The following is a 22,186-nucleotide window of genomic DNA, read 5'->3' on the forward strand; positions in this document are numbered from 1 at the left end:
CTGCCAGGAGCAGGCCGAGATGGTCTGGGGTCCGGCGGCGCTGTTCCACATGTTGTTGTTGACCAGGTGGCCGGAGTTGGTCCAGGACCCGTTGGACGAGGAGCTGGTCCACTGCACCGGGCAGCTGGTGGACGTCGGCGTCGTGGTCGTCGGTGCCGGTGTCGTGGTGGTCGGTGCGGGCGTCGTGGTCGTGGTCGTCGGTGCGGGTGTCGTCGTGGTCGACGTCACCGGCACCGAGGTGGTCGTCGACGGTGCCGACGAGGTGGTGGTCGGCGCCGACGTGGTGGACGTCGTCGTCGTCGTCGGCGAGGTGGTCGTCGACGTGGTCGACGTGGTGCTGGTCGGGGTCGTCGTGCCTGACGTGGTCGGTGGCGGAGTGGTGGTCGGAGGACAGTGCCTCCACCGGTTTCCGTGGCAGCTGCTGTTGCTGGACACCAGCTGCGTGGTCGAGTCCGCGGATGCGGACGACTGGGTCAACACCAACCCGACGAGGGTCACGAGGAGCCCGACCAGAGCAGCGATGATGCCTGATCGGCGAATTGTCACCATGGACTTGTTTTCCCTTCTTTACCCTCCGCCGCAGCACCCTAGTGACGCCCGAGGAGGGCGCTGCAAATCCCGCATAGCGCCCAAAAGGGGACCAGCAGGGCGGCGCGCAGCACGGGAGCCACATCAGAAAAAAGTCGGGCGGATCTGCACGAACAGCGACCCTGCACGGTCCCCCGACAGCCGCTGCAGACTCGCTGCGCGGCACCTGACCGTCTGCTGACCGCCTCCTCCGCTCCCCACGGAGAGCGGGCGGCACCGCCACGACGCCGCCGAGGGGAGGGGCTCGGTCTACCCGAGCTCGTCCCGCCGCCGGCTCAGGTAGGCGGTCTCCGCCCGGTTCCCGGCCAGCTCGATCGCCCGGTCGTAGGCCGCCCGGGCCTCGTCGTCGCGGCCCAGCCGGCGCAGCAGGTCTGCTCTCGTCGCGTGCAGGGCGTGGTAGCCGGCCAGCGCGTCCTGCAGTCGCGCCACGAGGGCCAGGGCGACCTCGGGCCCGTCGAGCTCGGCGACGGCCACGGCCCGGTTGAGGGCGACGATGGGGGAGGGGTCGAGGCGCATGAGCTGGTCGTAGAGCGCGACGACCTGTGACCAGTCGGTGTCAGCTGCGTGCGGGGCGGAGGTGTGCACGGCACCGATGGCGGCCAGGAGCTGGAAACGGCCCGGCGCGACCCCGGAGGCCAGCCGCTCGCGTACGATCGCGTGCCCCTCGGCGACGAGCGCGCTGTCCCACACAGCCCGGTCCTGCTCGGCCAGCGTCACGAGCTCGCCCCCGGGCGAGACCCGGGCGGCCCGGCGCGCCTCGGTGAGCAGCATCAGCGCGAGCAGCCCGGCGACCTCCCCGTCATCCGGCAGGAGGGTCCGCGCGAGCCGGGCCAGCCGGATCGCCTCGGCGGTGAGGTCCGGGCGCAGCGGGTCGCTCTCGGGGCCGGTCGCCAGGTAGCCCTCGTTGAAGATCAGGAAGAGGACGGTGAGCACGCCGGAGACGCGTACGGGCAGGTCCGCAGCGGGCGGCACCCGGTAGGGAATGCGCGTCGCCTTGATCTTGGCCTTGGCGCGTGTGATGCGCTGGCCCATCGTCGACTCCTGCACGAGGAACGCCCGGGCGATCTCCGGGACGGTCAGTCCGCCGACCATGCGCAGGGTGAGTGCCACCCGCGTCTCCATGGCGAGGGCCGGATGGCAGCACGTGAAGATGAGCCGGAGCCGGTCGTCGTCGACGGGCCCTACCGGTTGCGCGTCGTCGTGGACGTTCATCGCGTGGGCCTCCTGGTGCTTCTCCTCACGCCTGCTCTCACGCCGGAGCCGGTCGATGGCCTTCCGGTTCGCGGTGGTCGTCAGCCACGCCCCGGGGTTGGGAGGTATGCCATCCGCCGGCCAGCGCTCGACGGCCGTCGCGAACGCCTCGGCCGCCGACTCCTCCGCGACGTCGAGGTCACCGAAGCGCCGCGCCAGGGAGGCGACGACCCGCGCCCACTCCTCCCGGTGGGCGCGGGCCAACACCTGCCGGGCCTGCTCCCGGTCCACCGGGGCCCCACGGCTGCCTGCTGCGTCTGAAGGGCTCACAGGAACGGCCGCACCTCGACCTTGCGGTTGCAGGCGCGCGAGCCCTCGGCTCCGAGGCGAAGGGCCACGTCGAGGTCCGGCGCCTCGACGATCCAGAAGCCAGCGAGCCACTCCTTCGACTCGACGAAGGGCCCGTCGGTGACGACCGGTTCGGTGCCGCGGTTGTCCACGACGGTGGCCGGGTCGGGCGAGCCCAGGCCCCCGGCGAAGACCCAGTGGCCCTGCTCCCGCAGCCGGTCGTTGAAGGCGTCGGTGTCGGTCTGCTCGGTCGGTGTCGCCGAACCGGCGCCGTCGTCGATCACGGACAGCAGGTACTGCATGTGCACCATCTCCTCGGTCTGGATCCTCGTGAGGCGGGGCGCCGGTCGGCCCCCGCCTCACCTCTGCAACGAACGAGCCCGTGCCGATCCGACACCCCGCGTCAGCATTTGTTCAAGGGATGGCATCTCCGGTTGCCGGGCGATTTGTCCGGTTCTAGCGTCAAAACACAGTGTCGCCGAGCTGATAGGCATCTCATGTCCCGTTCCCGAAGTCTGTCGATCCTCACGGCCGTCGCCCTCACCTCCGGAGCTGCGCTCGCGGCGCCCGTGGTGGCAGCTGCCAACCCCATCCCGTCGCCCGACCACCCGGTCTCGCACGCAGAGAACCCGCGCGTGCCCGAGGGGGCGCTGTGGACCGAGGAGTACTTCCCGTCCTCCGACCACAGCGGCGTCGAGCTGCACGCCGACGTGCTCCGGCCGGCCGGCCTGCCCGCCGGCGCGAAGACCCCGGTCATCCTCTCCGTGGGTCCGTACTTCGCGCACCGCGGTCAGACCGGAGACGACGGCTTCACCGGCACGGGCCCGTCCGAGCGCTTCAACGACCTCATCGAGGGCGCCGACCTGATGAAGCGCGGCTACACGGTCGTCATGGTCGACCTGCGCGGCTTCGGCGGCTCCACCGGGTGTCTCGACTGGGTCGGCCCCGGCGAGCAGGCCGACGTCAAGGCCGCCGTCGAGTGGTCGGCCAGCCGTCCGTGGTCGACCGGCAAGGTCGGGCTCTACGGCAAGTCCTACGACGCGTCGACCGGCCTCGTCGGCGCCAACCTTGCTCCGTCCGGGCTCGAGGCGGTCGTCGCGCAGGAGCCGGTCTGGGACATGTACAACTACCTCTTCAGCAACGGCGTGCGCCGCCCGAACTACCTCGGCACGCCCCAGGCGTACAACTCCATCGCGAGCATCCAGGGCATGTCGGACGACTCGGCGAAGTACAAGTCCAACGCCGCCTACGAGGTCGCGCACCCCGAGTGCCTCGCGGACAACCTCACCGACACGCAGAATCCCGACCCCAACTCGGCCTACTGGCGCGCCCGCAACCTCGCGGCACAGGCGAAGGGCTCGAAGGTCCCGCTCTTCGTCACGCAAGGCTTCATCGAGAACAACACCAAGCCGGAGGACATCGAGACCTACCTCGACAACCACGTCGGTGAGGAGCGTGGGTGGCTCGGGCAGTGGGAGCACGTGCGCGGCAACGAGACCGGCTCCGACGGCGTGCTGCGCATGGGCCGGGCCGGCTGGTTCGACGAGGTCATGCGCTTCTACGACGAGCACCTCAAGGGGATCCGTCCCACGGTGAAGGACCCGGCCTTCGCCATCGAGGACAGCACCGGGAAGTGGCGCGCCCAGTCGACCTGGCCCACCGTCCGGCGCGACGTCGAGGTGCGCCTGCAGGCCGGCAGCTACGTCGACGACAAGGGCCGCGTCCCGGCGACGAGCAGCCTCGCGCCCAGCGCGCAGGACACCGGCCGGTGGGACATGGAGCACGCACCCGAGCTGCCGCCGGGCGTCGGCACGGAGCGTGGCTACGGACCCAAGCCGCGCACGACCGACGACGGCAACGCGTACTACACCTGGTCGAAGCCGACCCACTCCGACGTCCGCGTCACCGGGACCCCCCGTGTCGCGATGAGCACGAGCGGGCAGGGCAACGTCCTCGTCCGGCTCTGGGACGTCGCGCCGGACGGGACCGCGGTGATGTTCGACGAGCAGATGTCGCTCGTGCGCGGTGGCCGGCTCGCGTTCGACCTCAAGTCCACGGACTGGGTCCTGAAGAGCGGGCACCAGCTCGTCGTGGGCATCGGCACCGACACGACCCGCTCGTGGGCCGACACGGCGTCCGGGCAGACGATCACCGTCCGGTCCGCCTCGCTCTCGCTCGACCTCCAGAGCCCGCGCACCGACGTGCCCACCCAAGGTGACCGGTCGCCCTACCTCGACCGCTACCTCACGGCATACACGAGCTCGTGGACGGCGAACGCACCCGGCAGCTTCCCGCTGACCGTGCCGCAGGGCCGCCACTGACACCGGCCTCGGACGAGACAGGGGCGTCCCGTCACCCCGCGTGACGGGACGCCCGGACGGGTAAGCCGATGGACATGGAGCCGATCCCCGAGACGCACGAGGCGTTGGAGGAGCTGGAGCGCTTCGGCGACCTGGAGCTGCGCGGGGACCTGCAACGGCTGGTCGAGCGCGCCAAGGAACGCTTTCCCGGCCTCATGGGCGTGAGCCTCGGCATGGTCAGCCAGGACCTCGTGCTGACCTATGTCGCCAGCGACCTCGACGTCGCCGCGCTCGACGGGATCCAGTACGCCGACGACGGGCCCTGCGTGGAGGCGGTCCGCACAGCTGAACCGGTTCAGACCGACGTCGGCTCGCTCCTGGACGAGGACCGGTGGCGGCTCTTCGCGCAGGCGACTGCCGCCGCCGGCATCCAGAGCACCCTGTCGCTGCCCTTCCGGCACGGTGGGGTCGTGACCGGCGGCGTCAACCTCTACGGTGCCGCCCCGGACACCTTCGACGGCCGTGTGGACGAGCTCGCCGAGATCTTCGGTGCCTGGGCGCCCGGAGCGGTCGCGAACGCCGACCTGTCGTTCGAGACCCGCCTCGAGGCGGTCCAGAGCCCGGGCCGGATCAGGGGACAGGCATACGTCGACCAGGCGATCGGGATTCTGGTCAGCGCCCGCGGATTCGAGCCGGACGCCGCCGAGGAGCGTCTCCGGAGGGCCGCCGCCCGGGCCGGCGTGGGGGTCTTCGTGATCGCCCGAGCACTCGTGGACGCCTTCGACCCCGATTCCTGAGCGGGCACACGCGGCACTCGCGCGTTCTCGGGCGAAGACCCTGTGATTCGGCCGCTCTGGTCTGTCGGTGACCGGGGCGGTGCCCTTCGTTCGTTAGCCTGCAGGAATGACCGACGCCCTCAGGACCGACCCTGCCACCGTGGCGGAGTCGCCCTCGGGCGACCCGCGCGCCGACCGCGTCGCGGCCGCGGTTCGCACGTGGCAGCGCACACTCGTCGACCTCGGCGGTCGCAACACCCTGCTGTGGTACCGCGACCTGCCCTCCGGCACCCTCGACCTCACCACCGCGCACCCCGGCGGGGTGTCGATGCTGCTCGCCGGCCGTCGCACGCGCCTGTCCGACCTCGTCCGTGAGCCCGCCGCGTTCGCCGAGGCGCGGCGCCGGGCCCGCGCCATCCGCGCCAAGGCGCTCGAGCTGCGCGAGGAGCGCGGCATCGCAGCCGGCTTCGTCGCGATCGGCATGGCGACGTGGTCGGTGCCGCGGGCGGCCCGCCCGCCGGCCGCGCCCGTGCTGCTGAGGTCCTGCGTGCTGCGCCCGACCGGTGCGGCGCAGGAGGACTTCGAGATCGACCTCGGTCCGGACGTGGAGCTCAACCCGGTGCTGCGCGAGTACCTCCGCTCCGAGCAGGGCATCGAGGTCGACCCCGAGGCCCTCGCCGACCTCGCCACCGCGGGCAACGGCTTCGACCCGTATCCCGTGTATGCCGCTCTCGGCCACGCGTGCGAGCGCGTCCCCGAGTTCGAGATCAGCCCCCGCCTGGTGCTCGGCACGTTCTCCTACGCGAAGCTGCCGATGGTCGCCGACCTCGGGCTGCAGCGCGACACCCTCGCCGACCACGACGTCGTCGCCGCCCTGGCCGGTGACGAGTCGGCGCTCGCCGCCGTGCGCCTGCGGGTGCCCGACAGCGACCCCGACCCCGACCCGGAGCACGAGTACCTCGTCCTCGACGCCGACTCCTCCCAGCAGGCGGCCATCGAGGCCGTACGCGCGGGCGCCCACCTCGTGGTCAAGGGACCTCCAGGCACGGGCAAGTCCCAGACGATCGTCAACCTCATCGCCGCGTTGGCCGCGGAGGGCAAGTCCACGCTCTTCGTCGCCGAGAAGCGGGCGGCCATCGACGCCGTGCTGAGCCGGCTCGACCGGCTCGGCATCGGCGACCTCGTGCTCGACGCCTACGACGGACCGACGAACCGGCGTGCCACGGCGCAGCAGTTCGCGCGCAGCCTCGAGACGGCGCTGGACGAGGCGCCGGACCTCGACCGTACGACCTCGACCCTGCGAGAGCGGCGCTCCCGGCTGCAGGGCCATGTCCGTGCCCTGCACGAGGTGCGGCAGCCGTGGGGGGTCTCGGCGCACGAAGCGCAGCAGGCACTCGTCGAGCTGGGCACGCGCACACCGCCACCCACCTCGCACGTGCGGCTCGGGAGCCGCGACCTCGCCGGCCTCAGCCGCGTCCGGGCCGTCGAGCTCGGCCGGCGGCTGCGTGACGCGGCCGGGCTCGGGGCGTGGACGCGCGACGGCGACGACCCGTGGTTCGGTGCGCGGGTCCTCACCACCGACGAGGCCGCCAAGGCGCTCGACATCACGACCCGCCACAGCACGAGCGGGCTGGACGACACCGCCCGGCGGCTCAACGGCATACTCTCGGAATCGCATGTGCCCGAGGCCAACTCGCTCGAGGACTGGAAGTCCGCCTTCGACACGATGCTCAAGGTGCGCGAGACGCTCGAGGTGTTCCGGCCGGAGGTCTTCGACATCCCGCTCAAGGAGCACATCGCCGCCACTGCCACCCGCGACTGGCGTGACGCGCGCGGCGTCGACATGGGGTGGGTCGCACGGTGGCGCATCCGCCAGCAGACCAAGCGACTGCTCCGCCCGGGTCGCCCGCCGGCCGACCTCCACGAGGAGCTCGAGTCGGCGAACGAGCAGCGCGAGCACTGGTTCCAGCTCGTCGGCGGCGGCGGTCGTCCCGAGATCTCGCCGCGGCTCGACGAGGGCCTGGCCCTGCTGGGCGAGCTCACCGGTGACCTCGAGTGGCTCGACGAGCGGCTCGCGCCCGGACCCGAGGGGCAGACCCTGACGTCGCTGCCGCTGAGTGAGCTGCGCGAACGTCTGGCTGCCCTCGCGAGCCGTCCGGACCGTATCGCCGTGCTGCCGCAGGTGACGGCGGCCCTCGATGAGCTGCGCGGGGCTGGTCTCGGCGCGGTCGTTGACGACCTCGCCCGCCGCGGCGTGCCGACCGACCAGGTGACGGCCGAGGTGGAGCACGTGTGGTGGGCCTCGCTGGCGCAGGAGATCACCGTGCGCGACCCGGCATACGGCGCCCACGACGGTCAGGGGCTGCGCCGCGACGTCGCCGAGTTCGCGGAGGCCGACCGCGCGCACCAGTCCGCCACCGTCCAGCGGGTGCGCGGCGCCGTCGCCCGGAACGTGCGCGAGGTCCTGGCCGACAACCCGGCCCACGAGGCGCTCGTGCGCGCCGAGGCCGGCAAGGCGCGGCGGCACCGGTCGCTGCGCGACCTCATGCCGCAGGCTGGGACGACACTCACTGCCATCAAGCCGTGCTGGGCGATGAGCCCGCTCGTCGTCGCCTCCACGCTGCCACCGGGCCGCTGGTTCGACGTCGTCATCTTCGACGAGGCCTCGCAGGTGCAGCCGGCACAGGCGATCTCGGCCATCTCGCGCGCCAGGCAGGTCGTCGTGGCCGGTGACGAGCGGCAGCTGCCGCCGACCAACTTCTTCACGGTGGTCTCCGACGACGAGGCCGACGCCGCAGCGCCGGACGACGAGACGTTGACCGAGGGGTTCGAGTCGGTCCTCGACGTGCTGGCGGCAGCCCTGCCCACCCGCAACCTCAGCTGGCACTACCGCAGCCGCGACGAGCGCCTCATCGCCTTCGCCAACCAGGCGATGTACGACGGGCGACTCACGACGTTCCCCGGCACCTCCCTCGACTCGGCCGTCACGTTCGAGCCGGTCGAGGGCGTGGCCGAGGTCCAGCCGGGCGTCGAGGCCATCGAGACGACCGACGGCGAGGTCGCGCGCGTGGTGGAGCTCGTCCTCGATCACGCTCGCACCCGGCCCACGGAGTCGCTCGGGGTCATCGCCCTCGGGATCCGGCACGCCGACCGGCTCGAGGACGCCATCACGGAGGCGCTGCGCACCAATCCCGACGTCGCAGGCTTCTTCGACGACACCCGCGAGGAGCGCTTCTTCGTCAAGAACCTCGAGCGCGTCCAGGGTGACGAGCGCGACGCCGTCATCCTCTCGGTCGGCTATGGCAAGACGCCGCACGGCCGGGTCCTGCACCGCTTCGGCCCGCTCAACAACGAGGGGGGCGAGCGCCGCCTCAACGTCGCGATCACCCGGGCGCGCACGCGGATGACCGTCGTGTCGGCGCTGCGGGCCTCCGACCTCGACCCGAACCGGCTCAAGGCTCGCGGCGCCGTCATGCTGCGCGACTTCCTCGCGTACGCGCAGAGCGGCGGCGACTCCGACGACGAGGGCACGCTCTTCGCGGCCGCCACCTTGACGCAGGACCCGCTGCGCCACGACCTCGCCGAGCGGCTGCGCCGCCAGGGGCTGACCGTCCACGAGGACTTCGGCACGGCCGACCACCGCATCGACATCGCGGTGGAGGACCCCTACCACCGCGGTCGCGCGCTCATCGCCGTCGAGACCGACGGGGAGCGGTATGCCGCCCTGCGCAGCACGCGCGAGCGTGACCGCCTGCGCCCCGAGCAGCTCGAGCGTCTCGGGTGGATCCACGAGCGCGTCTGGAGCACCGACGTGTTCCGCGACCCGGCGCGGGAGATCGCCCGCATCGTCACCCTGGCCCGGAGCTTCTCGCGGCCGGAGGCGGCCACGACCACGACGACGCCCACGGGGCCCACCGGCGAGGCGGGACCCGAGTCCGCCGTCGCCGGTTCGACGGACCCAGACCAGGGCGCGGGCCCCGCGCGTGGGGACGGCTCGTCCGGAGGCGAGGCCGGAGACAGTCCGGCCGCGCCCGAGACCGCCGCAGCCGAGAAGCCGGCGCCCAAGCGCAAGCGTCGACGCGTCTTCCGCAAGGGCACGGGCGCCGCCGAGGAGGCGGGCGAGCCGGGCTCCGGTGAGCCGGGTACCTCGCTTCGGCGCAGCAGCGACGAGCTCGACCTCGGGTGGGGCGAGCGACCCTCCCGCTCCGGTGTCGGGGACCAGTGGCTCGAGGAACAGCGTCCGCCGCACTACGAGTGAGCCGTGGTCCGGACCGGCGGAATGCGCCGACCGGGCGCGGCGTTGAGCGGCGCATGAACACGACGACACCGTTCTCGCTGCGCCTCTCCTGGGCCCAGGGCCTGGTCGAACGAGGCGACCACCTCGCGGCTGCCACGGCGCTGGCCGAGCTGGTCGACGAGGCCGAGTCCGCGCGTGTCGTTCCGGACGGCACGGACGCGGTGCTGCACTCCGTCACGGAGCTGCGGCTGCTGCTCGCGAGGGCCTACTTCCAGTCCGCGCAGCTGGGGCGTGCGGAGGCCACGCTGCTGCGGGTCATCGAGGACTCGCCGACCGACGGGTACGCGCACCTGCTGCTGGGCCGCACTCTCCAGCGTGCACGTCGGCACGCCGAGGCCGCTCGTCCGTTGGCCCTGGCCGAGGTGTTCGGTGGCTACGAGCGCCCGCAGCACGACGACAGCCCGACGCTCTGACCCAGTCCCTGACCGACGCAAAGTGCCCACTCGACCAAGAAGTCGAGTGGGCACTTTGCCACACGTGGCGTCGGGTGCCAGCGGGGCTGGGAGGTCCGTGGAGGTGCGCCTTCGATGTCGCAAAGTGCCCACTCGACGTATGAAGTCGAGTGGGCACTTTGCCACACGTGAAGTCGGGCTTCAGCGGGGCTGGCAGATGCATGGAGGTGTCCCCTCGTTGACGCAAAGTGCCCACTCGACGTGGAAAGTCGAGTGGGCACTTTGCGTCGTGGTGAGTGGCTTCGTCAGCGGACCCGCAGGGCGTCGCGGATCTCGGTGAGCAGGATGATCTCCTCCGACGGTGCCTCGGGCTCGGGCTCGACGCCCTTCTTGCGGCGCTCGGCGAGCTTGTTCATCGGGACGACGACCATGAAGTAGACCGCTGCAGCCACGATCACGAAGCTGATCAGGGCCGTTATGAAGGCGCCGATAGCCACGCCACCCGGCGTGAACGACGAGAAGTTCGGCGTCCCGCCCAGCTTGCCGATGAGGTCCATGATGACCTTGACGAATGCGTTGACGACGGCCGCGAAGGCGGTGCCGATGACGACCGCGACGGCGAGGTCGACGACGTTGCCTCGCATCAGGAAGTCCTTGAAACCCTTGAGCATGAAGCGTCCTTTCTGTGCCCCGACAGGGCTTTCGATGCCCGGTACCGGAAAGCCGACGATCTCGGCCGTTCCGTGGGTGGTGCGGGTGTGCTGACGGACGTGCCACCCCAGGGCCGGCCGCGACCGGCCACGAAGTCGTGAGGGGTCGGGGCGAGACGCCGGGTGAACGGGAGCCTAGTGCTCCGGAGCCGGTTACGCTCCGCGCCGGACCGCGACGATGAGACTCTGGCCGGCCTGGAGCGCGCTCATGGCCTTGGCGACCTCGCCGGCCTGGGTCGGGTCGAGGGCGAGCGTGACGCGCGCGGGCGCCGCGGTGCCCAGGCCCGCTGACTCCTGGGCCTCGCGCACCGCGAGCACGACGACGTCGGTCGCCGCCAGCGCACCGGTGCCCGTCGCGTAGAGGTCGACGTGCTGGCCGGCTCGCACGCCCACGGCCGCGGTGTCCAGGACCGGCACGCTGACCGCCACCCGGTCCTCCGGCTGGCCGGCCAGCAGGTCGTCGCCCACAAGCCGGGCCGGCGTCACGACCTCGTTCGCGGCCAAGGGGCTTGCGGCTACGCGACCGACGGCTGCCTCGACCGAGGCCATGGCGCCGGCCGGCCGCTGCCCGCGGGCACGCGGTGCCACGGCGACGTCCTCGGTCGCGAGCCGTGCACCGGCCGCGACGTCCCGGACCATGACGAGCGTCGGCTCCCCGGCACCCCCGGCCGGCGCCGGGCGCACGGCGCCCACGGTCACCAGCACGGCCGTCGCCGCAAGGGCGGCCGCCGACCAGCGGCGCCACCGGTTGCGCCGGGCCTGGCGCCGGCGCGGGCCGTCGGGCCAGGACGGCGAACGGCCGCGCACCGTGCGCCAGCGGGACCAGGGCCGGGTCGAGCCCATCACGGGAGCCGGAAGGGCAGCTCGATGCCGTCGAGGCTTCGCCGGCACAGACAGGTTGCAGTCTCGTCGGGCTCGTGCGCCGGCATCTGCCCGATGGCGTCGCGAAGGATCGCGCTGAGGTGCTCGACGTTGGTGGCGAATACCCGCAGGACCTCCTCGTGGCTCACCGCGTCACCGCCCTCGACTCCCGCGTCGTGGTCGGTCACCATCGCGATCGTCGTGAAGCACATCGCCAGCTCGCGGGCCAGCGCGGCCTCGGGCATCGTCGTCATGCCGACGATGCCGAAGCCCGCCTGCTGGTGCATCAGCGACTCGGCGCGCGAGGAGAACCGGGGCCCGTTGACGACCACGAGGGTGCCGTCCGTGACGACCGGCAGGGGCGAGAGCCGGGCGGCGTCGATCGCGACCTGCCGTCCGTTGGGGCAGTAGGGGTCGGCGAAGCCGACGTGAACGACCGGGCCCTCCTCCTCGTAGATCGTGTGGGCGCGGCCCCACGTGCGGTCGACGACCTGGTCGGGGACCACCACCGTGCCGGGACCGTGCTCCGGCTTGAGCGACCCCACCGCACAGGGGGAGAGGATCTGGCGCACGCCCACGGCCCGCAGCGCCCAGAGGTTGGCGCGGTAGTTGACCCGGTGTGGCGCGAAGCGGTGGCCCTTGCCGTGGCGGGCGACGAAGGCGACGGAGCGCCCCTCGACCTCGCCGATGACGAGCGGGTCGCTCGGCGGCCCGAAGGGCGTCTCGACCTCGACCGTCTCGTAGTCGTCGAGGAACTCGTAGAGGCCGGAGCCGCCGATGACGCCGATCTCGGCCCGCGGTCCGGACGCGGCCTGCTCGCTCGGCTCTGCCGACTCAGCCTGCTCGCTCGGTGCCGGAGAGGATGCGGCGGAGGCGGACGTGGACGTCTGCGAGGTGGTCATGCACCGAGCCTAGGGTGGGCACCCGGCCGGCTCGGCGGCATACGTCCTCGGGGTGGGGACAACGTCCCCGGAGCTCAGGAGGGTGTGGACGAGGACGACGACGCGGGCGACGACGACGTGGAGGACGACGTGCCCGACGAGTCGGACGTGGACGTGGACGGGGTGTCCTTCTTCGTGCCGCCGTCGGCCGACGAGGTGGAGTCCGCGGCGGGCTTGGACGCGCTCTTCGACGAGGCCCGCGAGTCGGTCTTGTAGAAGCCCGAGCCCTTGAACGCGATGCCCACCGGGTGGATCACCTTGCGCAGCCGCGGCTCGCCGCACTCCGGGCACACCGTCAGGGCGTCGTCGCTGAACGACTGGCGGATGTCGAAGGCGTGGCCGCAGTTCTGGCACGCGTAGGAGTAGGTGGGCACAGGCGGAACCTCGGGACGTCGAGAGGGATGAAAAGGGCCAAGAGCCAGTCTACGGCCAGCCGGCGAGTCGCCCGCCGCGGCTGATCTCGCGGATGCGCTTCTCTGTGCGCTGCTTGACCTTCGAGGTGGTCACCACGAGCAAGCTGTCGCCGTGCCGGATGGTCGTGTGCGGCTCGGGCACGAAGCCCTCGCCGCCGCGCACCACCAGGGTCACGTTGGCGCCCTTGGGCAGGCGCAGCTCGAACACCGCGACGCCGTGCAGGCGCGACTCGGCGCCCACCGTCACCTGGATCACGTCGGCGCTGATCTCCATCAGCGAGGTCGACTCGAGGTCGACGTCGACGGAGTGCACCTGCTCGGTCAGGCCCAGGCGCTTGGCGACCCAGGGGAGGGTGGGCCCCTGGACGATCGTGAAGACGACCACGAGCATGAAGACGAGGTCGAAGATCCACTCGGTGTCGGGGGTCCCGGTCACGAGCGGCACGGTGGCCAGCACGACCGGCACGGCCCCGCGCAGGCCGGCCCACGACAGGAACGCCTGCTCCCGCCACGGCACCTTGAACCACGACACCGACGCCACGACCGACAGCGGCCGTGCCACGAGGAGCAGGACGAGGCCGATGACGAGGGCCTTGCCGAACATCTCGTCGAGCCGGCGCGGGTCGGCAAGGAGCCCGAGCAGCACGAAGAGGCCGATCTGGGCGATCCACCCCATCGCGTTGCCGAAGCTCTGGAACGCGACGCGGTTGGGAAGCCCCATGTTGCCGAGCACGAGCGCCGCCAGGTAGGTCGCGAGGAAGCCGGAGACGTGCAGGGCAGCGCCGACGGCGTACGCGAGGACGGTGAGCGCCAGGACCCCGATCGAGAAGAGCGCCGACGAGGCGCCCGCCACGCGCCGCAGCAGCTGCCCGCCGACCCAGCCGACTGCGACCCCGACGACCGCACCACCGGCGAGCTCACCGGCGGCCTCCAGGAGCAGCACCCACCACGGCTGAGCCGTGCCGCCCGGGAGGCCCTGCGCCGCGAAGGCCACGACGAGGATGACGACGGGCGCGTCGTTGAACCCGGACTCGGCCTCGAGGATCCCCGAGATGCGACGGGGCAGGGCGACGTTGCGCAGCACGGCGAACACGGCGGCGGCGTCGGTCGAGGAGACGATCGCCCCGATCAGCAGCGAGATCGTCCACGACAGCGGCAGGAACGCGTGCGCGGCCACGGCGACGACGAGCACCGAGACGACGACGCCCACCGTCGAGAGCACGGCGGCCGGGGCGACCGAGCGCCGGATGCCGGACCACGACGTCGTGAGGCCGCCCTCGGCGAGGATGAGCACGAGCGCCGCGTAGCCGAGGACCCGGGTGGTCGAGGCGTCGTCGAACTGGATGCCGGCACCGGCATTGCCGAGCGCCAGGCCGATGCCGAGGTAGATCAGCAGTGACGGCAGCCCGGACCGGACGGACAGGCGCACGGCGGCCACCGCGACGAGCAGCACGAGCGAGCCGATGAGGAGCACACGCGTCAGGTCGTCGAGATCCATGGTCGACGACGTGATGGCCGGGTGTGCGATCAGAAGGCGGCTCCTCGGGTGTGGCCCCAATCCAACCATCCCGGCACTCGCTGCCGACCACCGGTTTGTCCGTACACGCCAGCACAGATGACGTGCCGCGGACACACCGGGGGACGTGCCGCGGGCATTGCCCACGGTTCGGCAACGATTGCTGCACCCGCCCGCGGGGCGTGGTCGGCGGTCTCCGGCGGGGGCCTAGGCTCGTCGCGTGTCACGGTTGAAGCGCGCTCGTCGGATCGTCCTGGTCGTCGCCGTCCTCGTCGTCATGGCGGTGGTCGCGGTCGGGACCCTGGCCATCGGCGTCGTGCGGCAGTCGTTCCCGGAGACCACCGGCAAGCTCTCGATGGAGGGCCTGACGAGCACCGTCACCGTCAGCCGGGACGCCCGCGGCGTGCCGACGATCTACGCCGACAACGCCAAGGACCTCTTCCAGGCGCAGGGCTTCGTCAGTGCGCAGGACCGTTTCTTCGAGATGGACCTGCGCCGGCACGTGACCGCCGGCCGGCTCTCCGAGCTCGTCGGCAGCGCCGGCCTCGAGAGCGACAAGGTGATCCGCGCGATGGGCTGGCGCCGGGTCGCGGAGGAGGAGCTGCCCAAGCTCGCCCCCGAGACGCGCCAGTACCTCCAGGCGTACGCCGACGGCGTCAACGCGTACATCAAGCGCACCGAGTCGCCCGAGAAGATGTCGCTCGAGTACACCGTGCTCGCCCGCCGCAACCCCGGCTACCGCGTCGAGCCGTGGTCGCCGGTCGACTCGCTGGCCTGGCTCAAGGCAATGGCCTGGGACCTGCGCGGCGACTACGACGACGAGCTGGCGCGGGCCCGCCTGTCCCGCACAACGCGGTCGCTCAAGCAGGTCAACCTGCTCTACCCGCCCTATCCGGTGGACCGCAACCAGCCGATCCTCTCGCAGCAGGACTGGCAGCCGGCCTCGGCCGCGTCCGACCAGGCGGCGAGCCCCGCGCCGGCCGCCCTCACGGCGATGCGCTCAGCGACCGGCAACGCCGCCGTCGACGCGACCCTCAAGGCGGTCAACGCGGTGCCGGCGACCCTCGGCCGCGGCGACGGCATCGGCTCGAACTCCTGGGTCGTCTCGGGATCGCGCACGACGACGGGCAAGCCGCTGCTGGCCAACGACCCCCACCTCGGCCTGTCGATCCCCGGCATCTGGATGCAGGTGAACCTGCAGTGCCGCAGCGTCAGCCCCGCGTGCCCCTTCCGGGTCTCGGGCTTCACCTTCTCGGGGCTGCCGGGCGTCGTCATCGGCCACAACGACACGATCGCCTGGGGCATGACGAACCTGGGCCCGGACGTCACCGACTTCTACCTCGAGCAGGTCACCGGCAACACCTACCTCCGCGACGGGCGCAACATCCCGCTCGAGACGCGCCAGGAGGTGATCAAGGTCGCCGGCGGGGCCGACGTGCCGCTGACCGTCCGCTCGACGGTGCACGGGCCGATCCTCTCCGACGTCCTCTCGGACGTCGACGCCGCAGGTGACCGCAGCGTCGTGCGCGGCGCTCCCCAGTCCAACCGGTATGCCGTGTCGCTGGCCTGGACGGCGCTGACGCCGGGCACGACGGCCGACGCGGTCTTCGCCATCGACAAGGCCCGGAACTGGACCGAGTTCCGCAAGGCCGCAGCGTCCTTCTCCGTCCCGTCGCAGAACCTCGTCTACGCCGACACCGCCGGCCACATCGGTTACCAGGCGCCGGGGCGGATCCCGATCCGCCGCTCCTCGACCCCCGGGGCGCCGCCCGGCTTCTGGCCCTCGCCCGGCTGGGACTCGCAGTGGGACTGGAAGGGCTACGTCCCGTTCGACCAGCTGCCGAGCACCTTCGACCCGCCCGAGGGCTTCCTCGTCACGGCCAACCAGGCGGTCACGGCGAGCCCGACGCCCTTCCTGACCTCCGAGTGGGACTACGGCTTCCGCGCGCAGCGCATCCGGACCCTGCTCGCGGCCACACCGAAGGTCTCGCCCGCGACGATGGCGCAGATCCAGGGCGACACCCGCAACACCTACGCGCCGGCGCTCGTCGAGCGGCTTCTTTCCGTGCAGGTCGACGACTTCACCGCCCAGGCCCAGCGGCTGCTGCGCGACTGGGACGGCAACCAGCCGAACGACAAGTCACGCGACTCCGCCGCGGCCGCGTACTACAACGCCGTGTGGAAGCACCTGCTCGAGTACACCTTCGACGAGCTCCCGCCTGACATGGCCCCCGACGGCGGCAGCCGATGGATGGTGGTCATGGAGCAGCTGCTCAAGGACCCCAAGAACGACTGGTGGGACGACAAGACCACCCCCGGGGTCACGGAGGGCTCGGGCGAGATCCTCAAGCGCGCCCTCGTCGAGGCCCGCCTCGACCTAGCCCGCGAGCTCGGCAAGGTGCCGGCGACGTGGCGCTGGGGCCGGTTGCACGAGCTCGAGCTCAAGCACCCGGTGATGGGCGCCGACGGGGTGCCGTCGATCATCCAGGACCTCTTCGACCGCGGCCCGATCGAGCTGGGCGGCGGCAGCGCCATCGTCAACGCCAACGCGTGGAACGCGTCCGAGCCGGGCTACGGCGTCACCGCGGGGCCGTCGATGCGGATGATCGTCGACCTCGGCAACCTCGACGCCTCCCGCTGGGTCAACGCCACGGGCCAGTCGGGGCACGCCGGCGACGACCACTACGCCGACCAGGTCGACGCGTGGGCGGCCAACGAGACCTTCCCGTGGCCGTTCACCGACAAGGCGGTGCGCGAGGCGGGCAACGACGAGCTGACCCTCGAACCGGCGTCCCCGACCGCGGGCCAGTGAGCCCCGGCTGCCCGGTGTTCCGATGGCGTATGCCGGGTGCCGCGCTCCTCAGCGCAGCCGCACCACGCGTCCTGCCGTCGTGACGTAGCCGTCGACCGGCAGGTCGTGCGCGTCCGCCGGCAGGTCCTCGGCGCTCTGCTCACCCTCGTGCAGCAGGGTGACGACGGGCGCGGCAGGGTCGCGGTGGAGCAGGGCCCGGTCGTAGCAGCCGCCGCCCTGGCCCAGACGGGTGCCGTGGGCGTCGACGGACAGGCCGGGCGTGACGATCAGGTCGCAGCTCGCCAGGGCGTCCACGCCCAGCCAGCCCTGCCGGTCCGCGGGCGAGGGGGTGCGGCCGCCGTGGCCGGGACGGCGCACCCTGGCGGCGTCGGCACCCGCGCCGGGGACGGCATACCTCCACTCGAGCGAGTAGTCGTCGAGCACGACGGGCACGATGACCTCGTGGCCGGTGTCGAGCAGCGCCTCGATCAGGCGTGCGGTGGGGGGCTCGTCGGGCAGCGACTCGTAGACGGCGACCCGTCCCGCGTCCGGCACGAACCCCAGCACCGCGTCGGCCAGGGCCTGCGCTGCGGCCTCGCACGTGGCTGGGTCCGTGCGGGCCGCGATCTCGCGACGGCGGGCTCGCGCGGCGTGACGCAGGTCATGCTTGCCCGAGGCGTTCATCGGGGATCCGGTCGGTGGAGCGGCAGGATGCGCACGTGCCCCATCGTAAGGTGAGGGCCATGAGTGAGCAGGGGCTGCGCGAGTCCGTCGAGCTGATGCGTGAGCGGGGACTGGGCCCCGAGGCCATCCGGGTGTTCGAGCACTACTTCGAGCAGCTGGAGGCCGGGGCCCTCGGAACGATCCCGGAGGACTCGATCGAGCCGCTCGGTGACATCCAGGCGCTCGGCGAGGTGCAGGTCTCCGACGAGGAGGCGCGTGCCGCCCTGTCCAAGACGGCGGTCATCAAGCTCAACGGCGGCCTCGGCACCGGCATGGGCATGACGGGCGCCAAGTCGGCGCTCGAGGTCAGGGACGGCCTGACCTTCCTCGACATCATCGCCCTGCAGGTGCTGGCCCTGCGCAAGCAGTGGGACGTCGAGCTGCCGCTCGTGCTGATGAACTCCTTCCGCACGTCGGAGGAGTCGCTCGCCATCCTCGAGAAGTACCCCGACCTCCCCGTCGAGGGCGTCCCGCTGGACTTCATCCAGAACGCCGAGCCGAAGCTGTGCCCCGACGGCCTGACGCCGGTGAAGTGGCCCAAGGACCCCGAGCTCGAGTGGTGCCCGCCCGGCCACGGCGACATCTACGTCTCGCTCGTCACCTCCGGCGTGCTCGACGCCCTGCTGGCCAAGGGCATCCGCTACGCGTTCCTGTCCAACTCCGACAACCTCGGCGCCACGTGCGACCCCGACGTCGCGGCCTGGATGGTCGAGCACGGCGTGCCCTACGTCGCGGAGGTCTGCCGGCGCACGAAGAGCGACCGCAAGGGTGGGCACCTGGCGGTGCGCAAGTCCGACGGCCGCATCGTGCTGCGCGACACCGCGATGGTGGCCGAGGGGGAGGAGCGCTTCTTCCGGGACATCAAGCGGCACAACACCTTCAACGCCAACAACGTGTGGGTCGACCTCGAGGTGCTCCGCGAGCGGATGACCCAGAAGCAGGGCGTGCTCGGCCTGCCGATCATCGTCAACCGCAAGAACGTCGACCCCGCCGACCCGAGCTCGCCCGAGGTCATCCAGATGGAGTCGGCGATGGGCACGGCGATCGAGGTCTTCGAGGGGTCCGAGGCGATCCTCGTGCCGCGCACCCGCTTCCGCCCGGTCAAGACGACGAACGACCTGCTCGTGATCCGCTCCGACTTCTTCTCGCTCGACGAGAGCTTCCACGTCGTCGCGGCCGTCGACGGCCCGGAGCCCTACGTCGACCTCGACTCGGCCTACCGCTTCGTGTCCGGCTTCGAGAAGCGCTTCCCTCGGGGTGTGCCGTCGATGCGGGACTGCACGAGCCTGCGCGTCATCGGCGACCCGGTCTTCGGACGCAACGTGCGCTGCGTGGGAGACGTGCTCATCGACGGCTACCGCCGCGTCCTCGACGACGCCGTCCTCGGCGAGGTGTCCGCCGGTGCAGCGGCGCCGCCGGTCGCACCCGGCGAGGTGCGCACCGTCGACGAGCACCTGCGGGCCATCCTCTCGACGCTCGAGCCCGCCCCGACCCAGTGGACCCCGCTCACCGAGGCCCTCGGCCTCGTCGTCGCCCGCGACGTCCGCGCCAAGGTCGACCTCCCGCACTTCGACAACTCCTCGATGGACGGGTATGCCGTTCGCGCCGACTCGCTCGCCGGTGCCGCGGACGCGCCGGTTCGGCTGCGCATCGTCGGCGAGGTCGCTGCCGGTGAGCAGCCCACGTTCTCCGTGGGGCCGGGTGAGGCCGCCCGCATCATGACCGGCGCCCCGATGCCGGAGGGTGCCGACGCCGTCATCGCCGTCGAGGACACCGACGGGTCCGCCTCCGGCGACGTCGAGTGCCGCACCGCGGTGACGCGCGGCCGATACGTCAGGCCGCGCGGCGAGGACGTCACGTCCGGCTCCGTCGTCGTGCCCGCCGGCACCGTGGTCGGCGCCCGCACGCTCGCCCTCCTCGCGGCCTGCGGGCACGCGGAGGTCGAGGTGCACCGACGGCCGCACGTCGTCGTCGTCTCGACGGGCTCCGAGCTGGTGCCGCCCGGGGAAGCCTTGGGCGCCGGGCAGATCCACGACTCGAACTCGTCGATGCTGTGGGCCGCGGCCGTGAATGCCGGCGCCTCGGCGGAGATGCGGGGAGCGGTCGGCGACTCCGAGCAGGACCTCATCGCGCTCCTCGACGAGGTCGTCGCGACGACGGACGTGGTCGTCACCAGCGGCGGCGTGTCGATGGGCGCCTACGACGTCGTCAAGAACGCCCTGGCCGGCGAGGGGATCGACTTCGTCAAGGTCGCCATGCAGCCGGGCAAGCCGCAGGGCTACGGCCTCCTCACCGGCCCGGGCGGCCGGCGGGTGCCGTTCTTCGCGTTGCCGGGCAACCCGGTGTCGTCGTTCGTGTCCTTCGAGGTCTTCGTCCGGCCGGCGCTGCGCCGGCTGATGCGCCTGACGCCGGAGAAGCGCCGGCTGCGGCCGGCCACCCTGATCTCCGGCGTCGAGTCGTTCGGCGGCCGGCGCCAGTTCGGCCGCGCGCTGGTCTCGCGCTCGGCCGAGGGCACGCTCGTCGCGGTGCCGGTCGCAGGCCAGGGCTCGCACTTCGTGGCCGACCTGTCGCGCGCGAACGCCCTCTTCGTCGTGCCCGAGGACGTCACCGAGCTCGTCGCCGGTGAGGTCGTCGACGTCCTGCTGCTCGACCCGGAGGCGTGATGACCCAGCCCACCGAGCCTGTCGAGCAGGTGCCCGGGCTGACGCACGTCCGGGCCGACGGCAGCGCCCACATGGTCGACGTGTCGGCCAAGGCCGTCACGGCTCGCGAGGCCAGCGCGGCCGGCCGGGTGCTGCTCAGCCCGCAGGCCGTGGCGGCCCTGCGCTCGGGGCGCGTGCCCAAGGGCGACGCGCTCGCCGTGGCGCGCATCGCCGGCATCCAGGCCGTCAAGCGCACCCCTGAGCTGATCCCGCTCGCCCACCCCATCGCCGTGCACGGCGTCGAGGTGGACGTCACGGTCGCCGACGACGGCGCCGACATCACCGCCACCGTGCGCACCGCCGACCGCACCGGCATCGAGATGGAGGCCCTGACTGCGGTCTCTGTCGCAGCGCTCGCGCTCATCGACATGGTCAAGGCCGTCGACAAGCACGGCCGCATCACCGACGTGCGGGTCACCGCCAAGTCCGGGGGCCGGTCGGGGGACTGGCATGAGTGAGCACATCGGCGCCGGCCGCCGCGCCGTCGTGGTCACCGTCTCCACCCGCGCGGCAGCCGGGGTCTATCCCGACCGGTCCGGTCCCGTCATCGTCGAACGCCTGCACGGCTGGGGTTTCGAGGTCGGAGCACCCGTCGTCGTGCCCGACGGCGACGAGTTCGGCATGGCGCTGCGCGAGGTGCTGGCCAGCGAGCCCGATCTCGTGCTCACGACGGGAGGCACCGGACTGACGCCCACCGACGTGACCCCGGAGCAGACCGCGCCGTTGCTCGATCGCCTCGTCCCCGGCGTGGCCGAGGCCATCCGGTCGGCGGGGATCGCCAAGGGGGTTCCGACGGCGATGCTCTCCCGCGGGCTCGTCGGCCTGGCCGGACGCACGCTCGTCGCCAACCTCCCGGGGTCCCGGGGCGGGGTCGGCGATGCGCTCGACGTGCTCGAGCCGGTGCTGGGCCACGCCCTCGACCAGATCCCGGGCAGCGACCACCCGGCATGAGGACGCCCTGGCGTCGCCACCGCGACGAGTCGGCGCCGTGGCCGATCGTCCTTGGCGACGCCACGCGGGAGCCTGCGATCGTGCTGCGCCCGCTCCGGGTCGAGGACGAGGCGCAGTGGCAGCGGGTGCGCCGCGACAACGCCCACCACGTCCAGCCGTGGGAGCCGACCCTGCCGCCGGAGGCACCGGCGCGGCCCACCGTGAGCTTCCGCCAGTTCGTGCACGACCTCGACGCCGAGGCGCGCGCCGACCGTTCACTGCCGTGGTGCATCGAGGTCGGCGGTCGCATCGTGGGCCAGGTCCACCTCTTCGGCATCGTGCGGGCCGCCCAGCAGTCGGCGGCCGTGGGCTACTGGCTCGACCACTCGATGACGGGCCGGGGCATCGCCACCCGCGCCGTGGCCCTCGCCATCGACCACGCCCTGGGGCCCGGCGGCCTGCACCGCGTCGAGGTCAACATCCGACTCGACAACGAGCCCTCGCTCGGGGTGGTCGCGCGGCTCGGCCTGCGCGACGAGGGCGTGCGTCGACGCTTCCTCCACATCGCCGGGGCCTGGCGCGACCACCGGTCCTTCGCCGTTACCACCGAGGACCTGGCCGGATCGACCCTCATGGCTCGTCTGTCACATCTGTAACAGCAGCCTCTTGCGCGACACACCTCGAATGTGCCGGGTGCGCGCTCCGCC

At 72.2% G+C, this 22,186-nt stretch carries 18 protein-coding genes; 10 read left to right on the forward strand and 8 right to left on the reverse strand.

Features of this window, described 5'->3' with window-relative positions; translation table 11 throughout:
- Positions 1-769 (forward strand): hypothetical protein (locus AB0316_RS14655; RefSeq protein ID WP_366273769.1); only part of this gene is annotated, 769 nt, incomplete at its 5' end.
- Positions 770-837: 68 nt separating this feature from the next.
- Here the strand turns inward: AB0316_RS14655 and AB0316_RS14660 are convergent.
- Positions 838-2,070: a DUF6596 domain-containing protein gene (locus tag AB0316_RS14660; protein ID WP_366273770.1), complete on the reverse strand. Its 1,233-nt coding sequence runs from the start codon at positions 2,068-2,070 to the stop codon at positions 838-840.
- Between the two features lie 35 nt (positions 2,071-2,105).
- Positions 2,106-2,429 carry a YciI family protein gene (locus tag AB0316_RS14665; protein WP_366273771.1) on the reverse strand — a complete coding sequence of 108 codons (324 nt, stop codon included), beginning with the start codon at positions 2,427-2,429 and terminating at the stop codon, positions 2,106-2,108.
- A gap of 195 nt (positions 2,430-2,624) precedes the next feature.
- Between AB0316_RS14665 and AB0316_RS14670 the strand changes: the two genes are divergently transcribed.
- The 4 genes from AB0316_RS14670 (at position 2,625) to AB0316_RS14685 (ending at position 9,913) form a co-directional block, all read left to right on the forward strand.
- Positions 2,625-4,448, forward strand: coding sequence for a CocE/NonD family hydrolase (locus AB0316_RS14670; RefSeq protein ID WP_366273772.1), 1,824 nt, complete (start codon positions 2,625-2,627; stop codon positions 4,446-4,448).
- Between the two features lie 74 nt (positions 4,449-4,522).
- Positions 4,523-5,224 carry a GAF domain-containing protein gene (locus tag AB0316_RS14675; protein ID WP_366273773.1) on the forward strand — a complete coding sequence of 234 codons (702 nt, stop codon included), beginning with the start codon at positions 4,523-4,525 and terminating at the stop codon, positions 5,222-5,224.
- Positions 5,225-5,330: 106 nt separating this feature from the next.
- Positions 5,331-9,461 (forward strand): AAA domain-containing protein, encoded by a 4,131-nt coding sequence (locus tag AB0316_RS14680; RefSeq protein ID WP_366273774.1) that lies wholly within the window; start codon positions 5,331-5,333, stop codon positions 9,459-9,461.
- Between the two features lie 53 nt (positions 9,462-9,514).
- Positions 9,515-9,913, forward strand: a complete 399-nt coding sequence (locus AB0316_RS14685; protein WP_366273775.1) for a tetratricopeptide repeat protein — start codon at positions 9,515-9,517, stop codon at positions 9,911-9,913.
- A gap of 284 nt (positions 9,914-10,197) precedes the next feature.
- Here the strand turns inward: AB0316_RS14685 and mscL are convergent, their stop codons facing one another.
- The 5 genes from mscL to AB0316_RS14710 all read right to left on the reverse strand — a co-directional run bounded on the left by mscL (position 10,198) and on the right by AB0316_RS14710 (position 14,315).
- Positions 10,198-10,563: a large conductance mechanosensitive channel protein MscL gene (mscL, locus tag AB0316_RS14690; RefSeq protein ID WP_366273776.1), complete on the reverse strand. Its 366-nt coding sequence runs from the start codon at positions 10,561-10,563 to the stop codon at positions 10,198-10,200.
- Positions 10,564-10,755: 192 nt separating this feature from the next.
- Positions 10,756-11,445, reverse strand: a complete 690-nt coding sequence (locus tag AB0316_RS14695; RefSeq protein ID WP_366273777.1) for an SAF domain-containing protein — start codon at positions 11,443-11,445, stop codon at positions 10,756-10,758.
- Positions 11,445-12,365, reverse strand: coding sequence for an S-methyl-5'-thioadenosine phosphorylase (locus AB0316_RS14700; protein ID WP_366273778.1), 921 nt, complete (start codon positions 12,363-12,365; stop codon positions 11,445-11,447). The genes AB0316_RS14695 and AB0316_RS14700 overlap by 1 nt, the downstream gene beginning before the upstream one ends.
- A 74-nt stretch (positions 12,366-12,439) precedes the next feature.
- Positions 12,440-12,778 (reverse strand): FmdB family zinc ribbon protein, encoded by a 339-nt coding sequence (locus AB0316_RS14705; protein WP_366273779.1) that lies wholly within the window; start codon positions 12,776-12,778, stop codon positions 12,440-12,442.
- A gap of 49 nt (positions 12,779-12,827) precedes the next feature.
- Positions 12,828-14,315, reverse strand: coding sequence for a potassium/proton antiporter (locus tag AB0316_RS14710; protein ID WP_366273780.1), 1,488 nt, complete (start codon positions 14,313-14,315; stop codon positions 12,828-12,830).
- 238 nt (positions 14,316-14,553) lie between these two features.
- Between AB0316_RS14710 and AB0316_RS14715 the strand changes: the two genes are divergently transcribed.
- Entirely contained in the window at positions 14,554-17,145 is a 2,592-nt protein-coding gene (locus AB0316_RS14715) for a penicillin acylase family protein (protein ID WP_366273781.1), read from the forward strand.
- Positions 17,146-17,193: 48 nt separating this feature from the next.
- Here the strand turns inward: AB0316_RS14715 and AB0316_RS14720 are convergent, their stop codons facing one another.
- The gene (locus AB0316_RS14720; protein WP_366273782.1) at positions 17,194-17,808 is read right to left on the reverse strand and encodes a 5-formyltetrahydrofolate cyclo-ligase; all 615 of its coding nucleotides are present in this window, start codon (positions 17,806-17,808) and stop codon (positions 17,194-17,196) included.
- A gap of 59 nt (positions 17,809-17,867) precedes the next feature.
- On the opposite strand from AB0316_RS14720, the gene glp reads away from it, so the two are divergent.
- The 4 genes from glp to AB0316_RS14740 all read left to right on the forward strand — a co-directional run bounded on the left by glp (position 17,868) and on the right by AB0316_RS14740 (position 22,135).
- Positions 17,868-20,510, forward strand: coding sequence for a gephyrin-like molybdotransferase Glp (gene glp, locus AB0316_RS14725; protein ID WP_366273783.1), 2,643 nt, complete (start codon positions 17,868-17,870; stop codon positions 20,508-20,510).
- Complete coding sequence (gene moaC / locus AB0316_RS14730) at positions 20,510-21,007, forward strand: cyclic pyranopterin monophosphate synthase MoaC (protein WP_366273785.1); 498 nt, start codon at positions 20,510-20,512, stop codon at positions 21,005-21,007. The genes glp and moaC overlap by 1 nt, the downstream gene beginning before the upstream one ends.
- Complete coding sequence (locus AB0316_RS14735; RefSeq protein ID WP_366273786.1) at positions 21,000-21,500, forward strand: molybdenum cofactor synthesis domain-containing protein; 501 nt, start codon at positions 21,000-21,002, stop codon at positions 21,498-21,500. The genes moaC and AB0316_RS14735 overlap by 8 nt, the downstream gene beginning before the upstream one ends.
- Before the next feature lie 80 nt (positions 21,501-21,580).
- Complete coding sequence (locus AB0316_RS14740) at positions 21,581-22,135, forward strand: GNAT family protein (RefSeq protein ID WP_366273787.1); 555 nt, start codon at positions 21,581-21,583, stop codon at positions 22,133-22,135.
- Positions 22,136-22,186: the final 51 nt, after the last annotated feature.

Origin of the sequence: Terrabacter sp. NPDC080008 (assembly GCF_040702505.1) — a bacterium.
Lineage (GTDB): Bacteria > Actinomycetota > Actinomycetes > Actinomycetales > Dermatophilaceae > Terrabacter.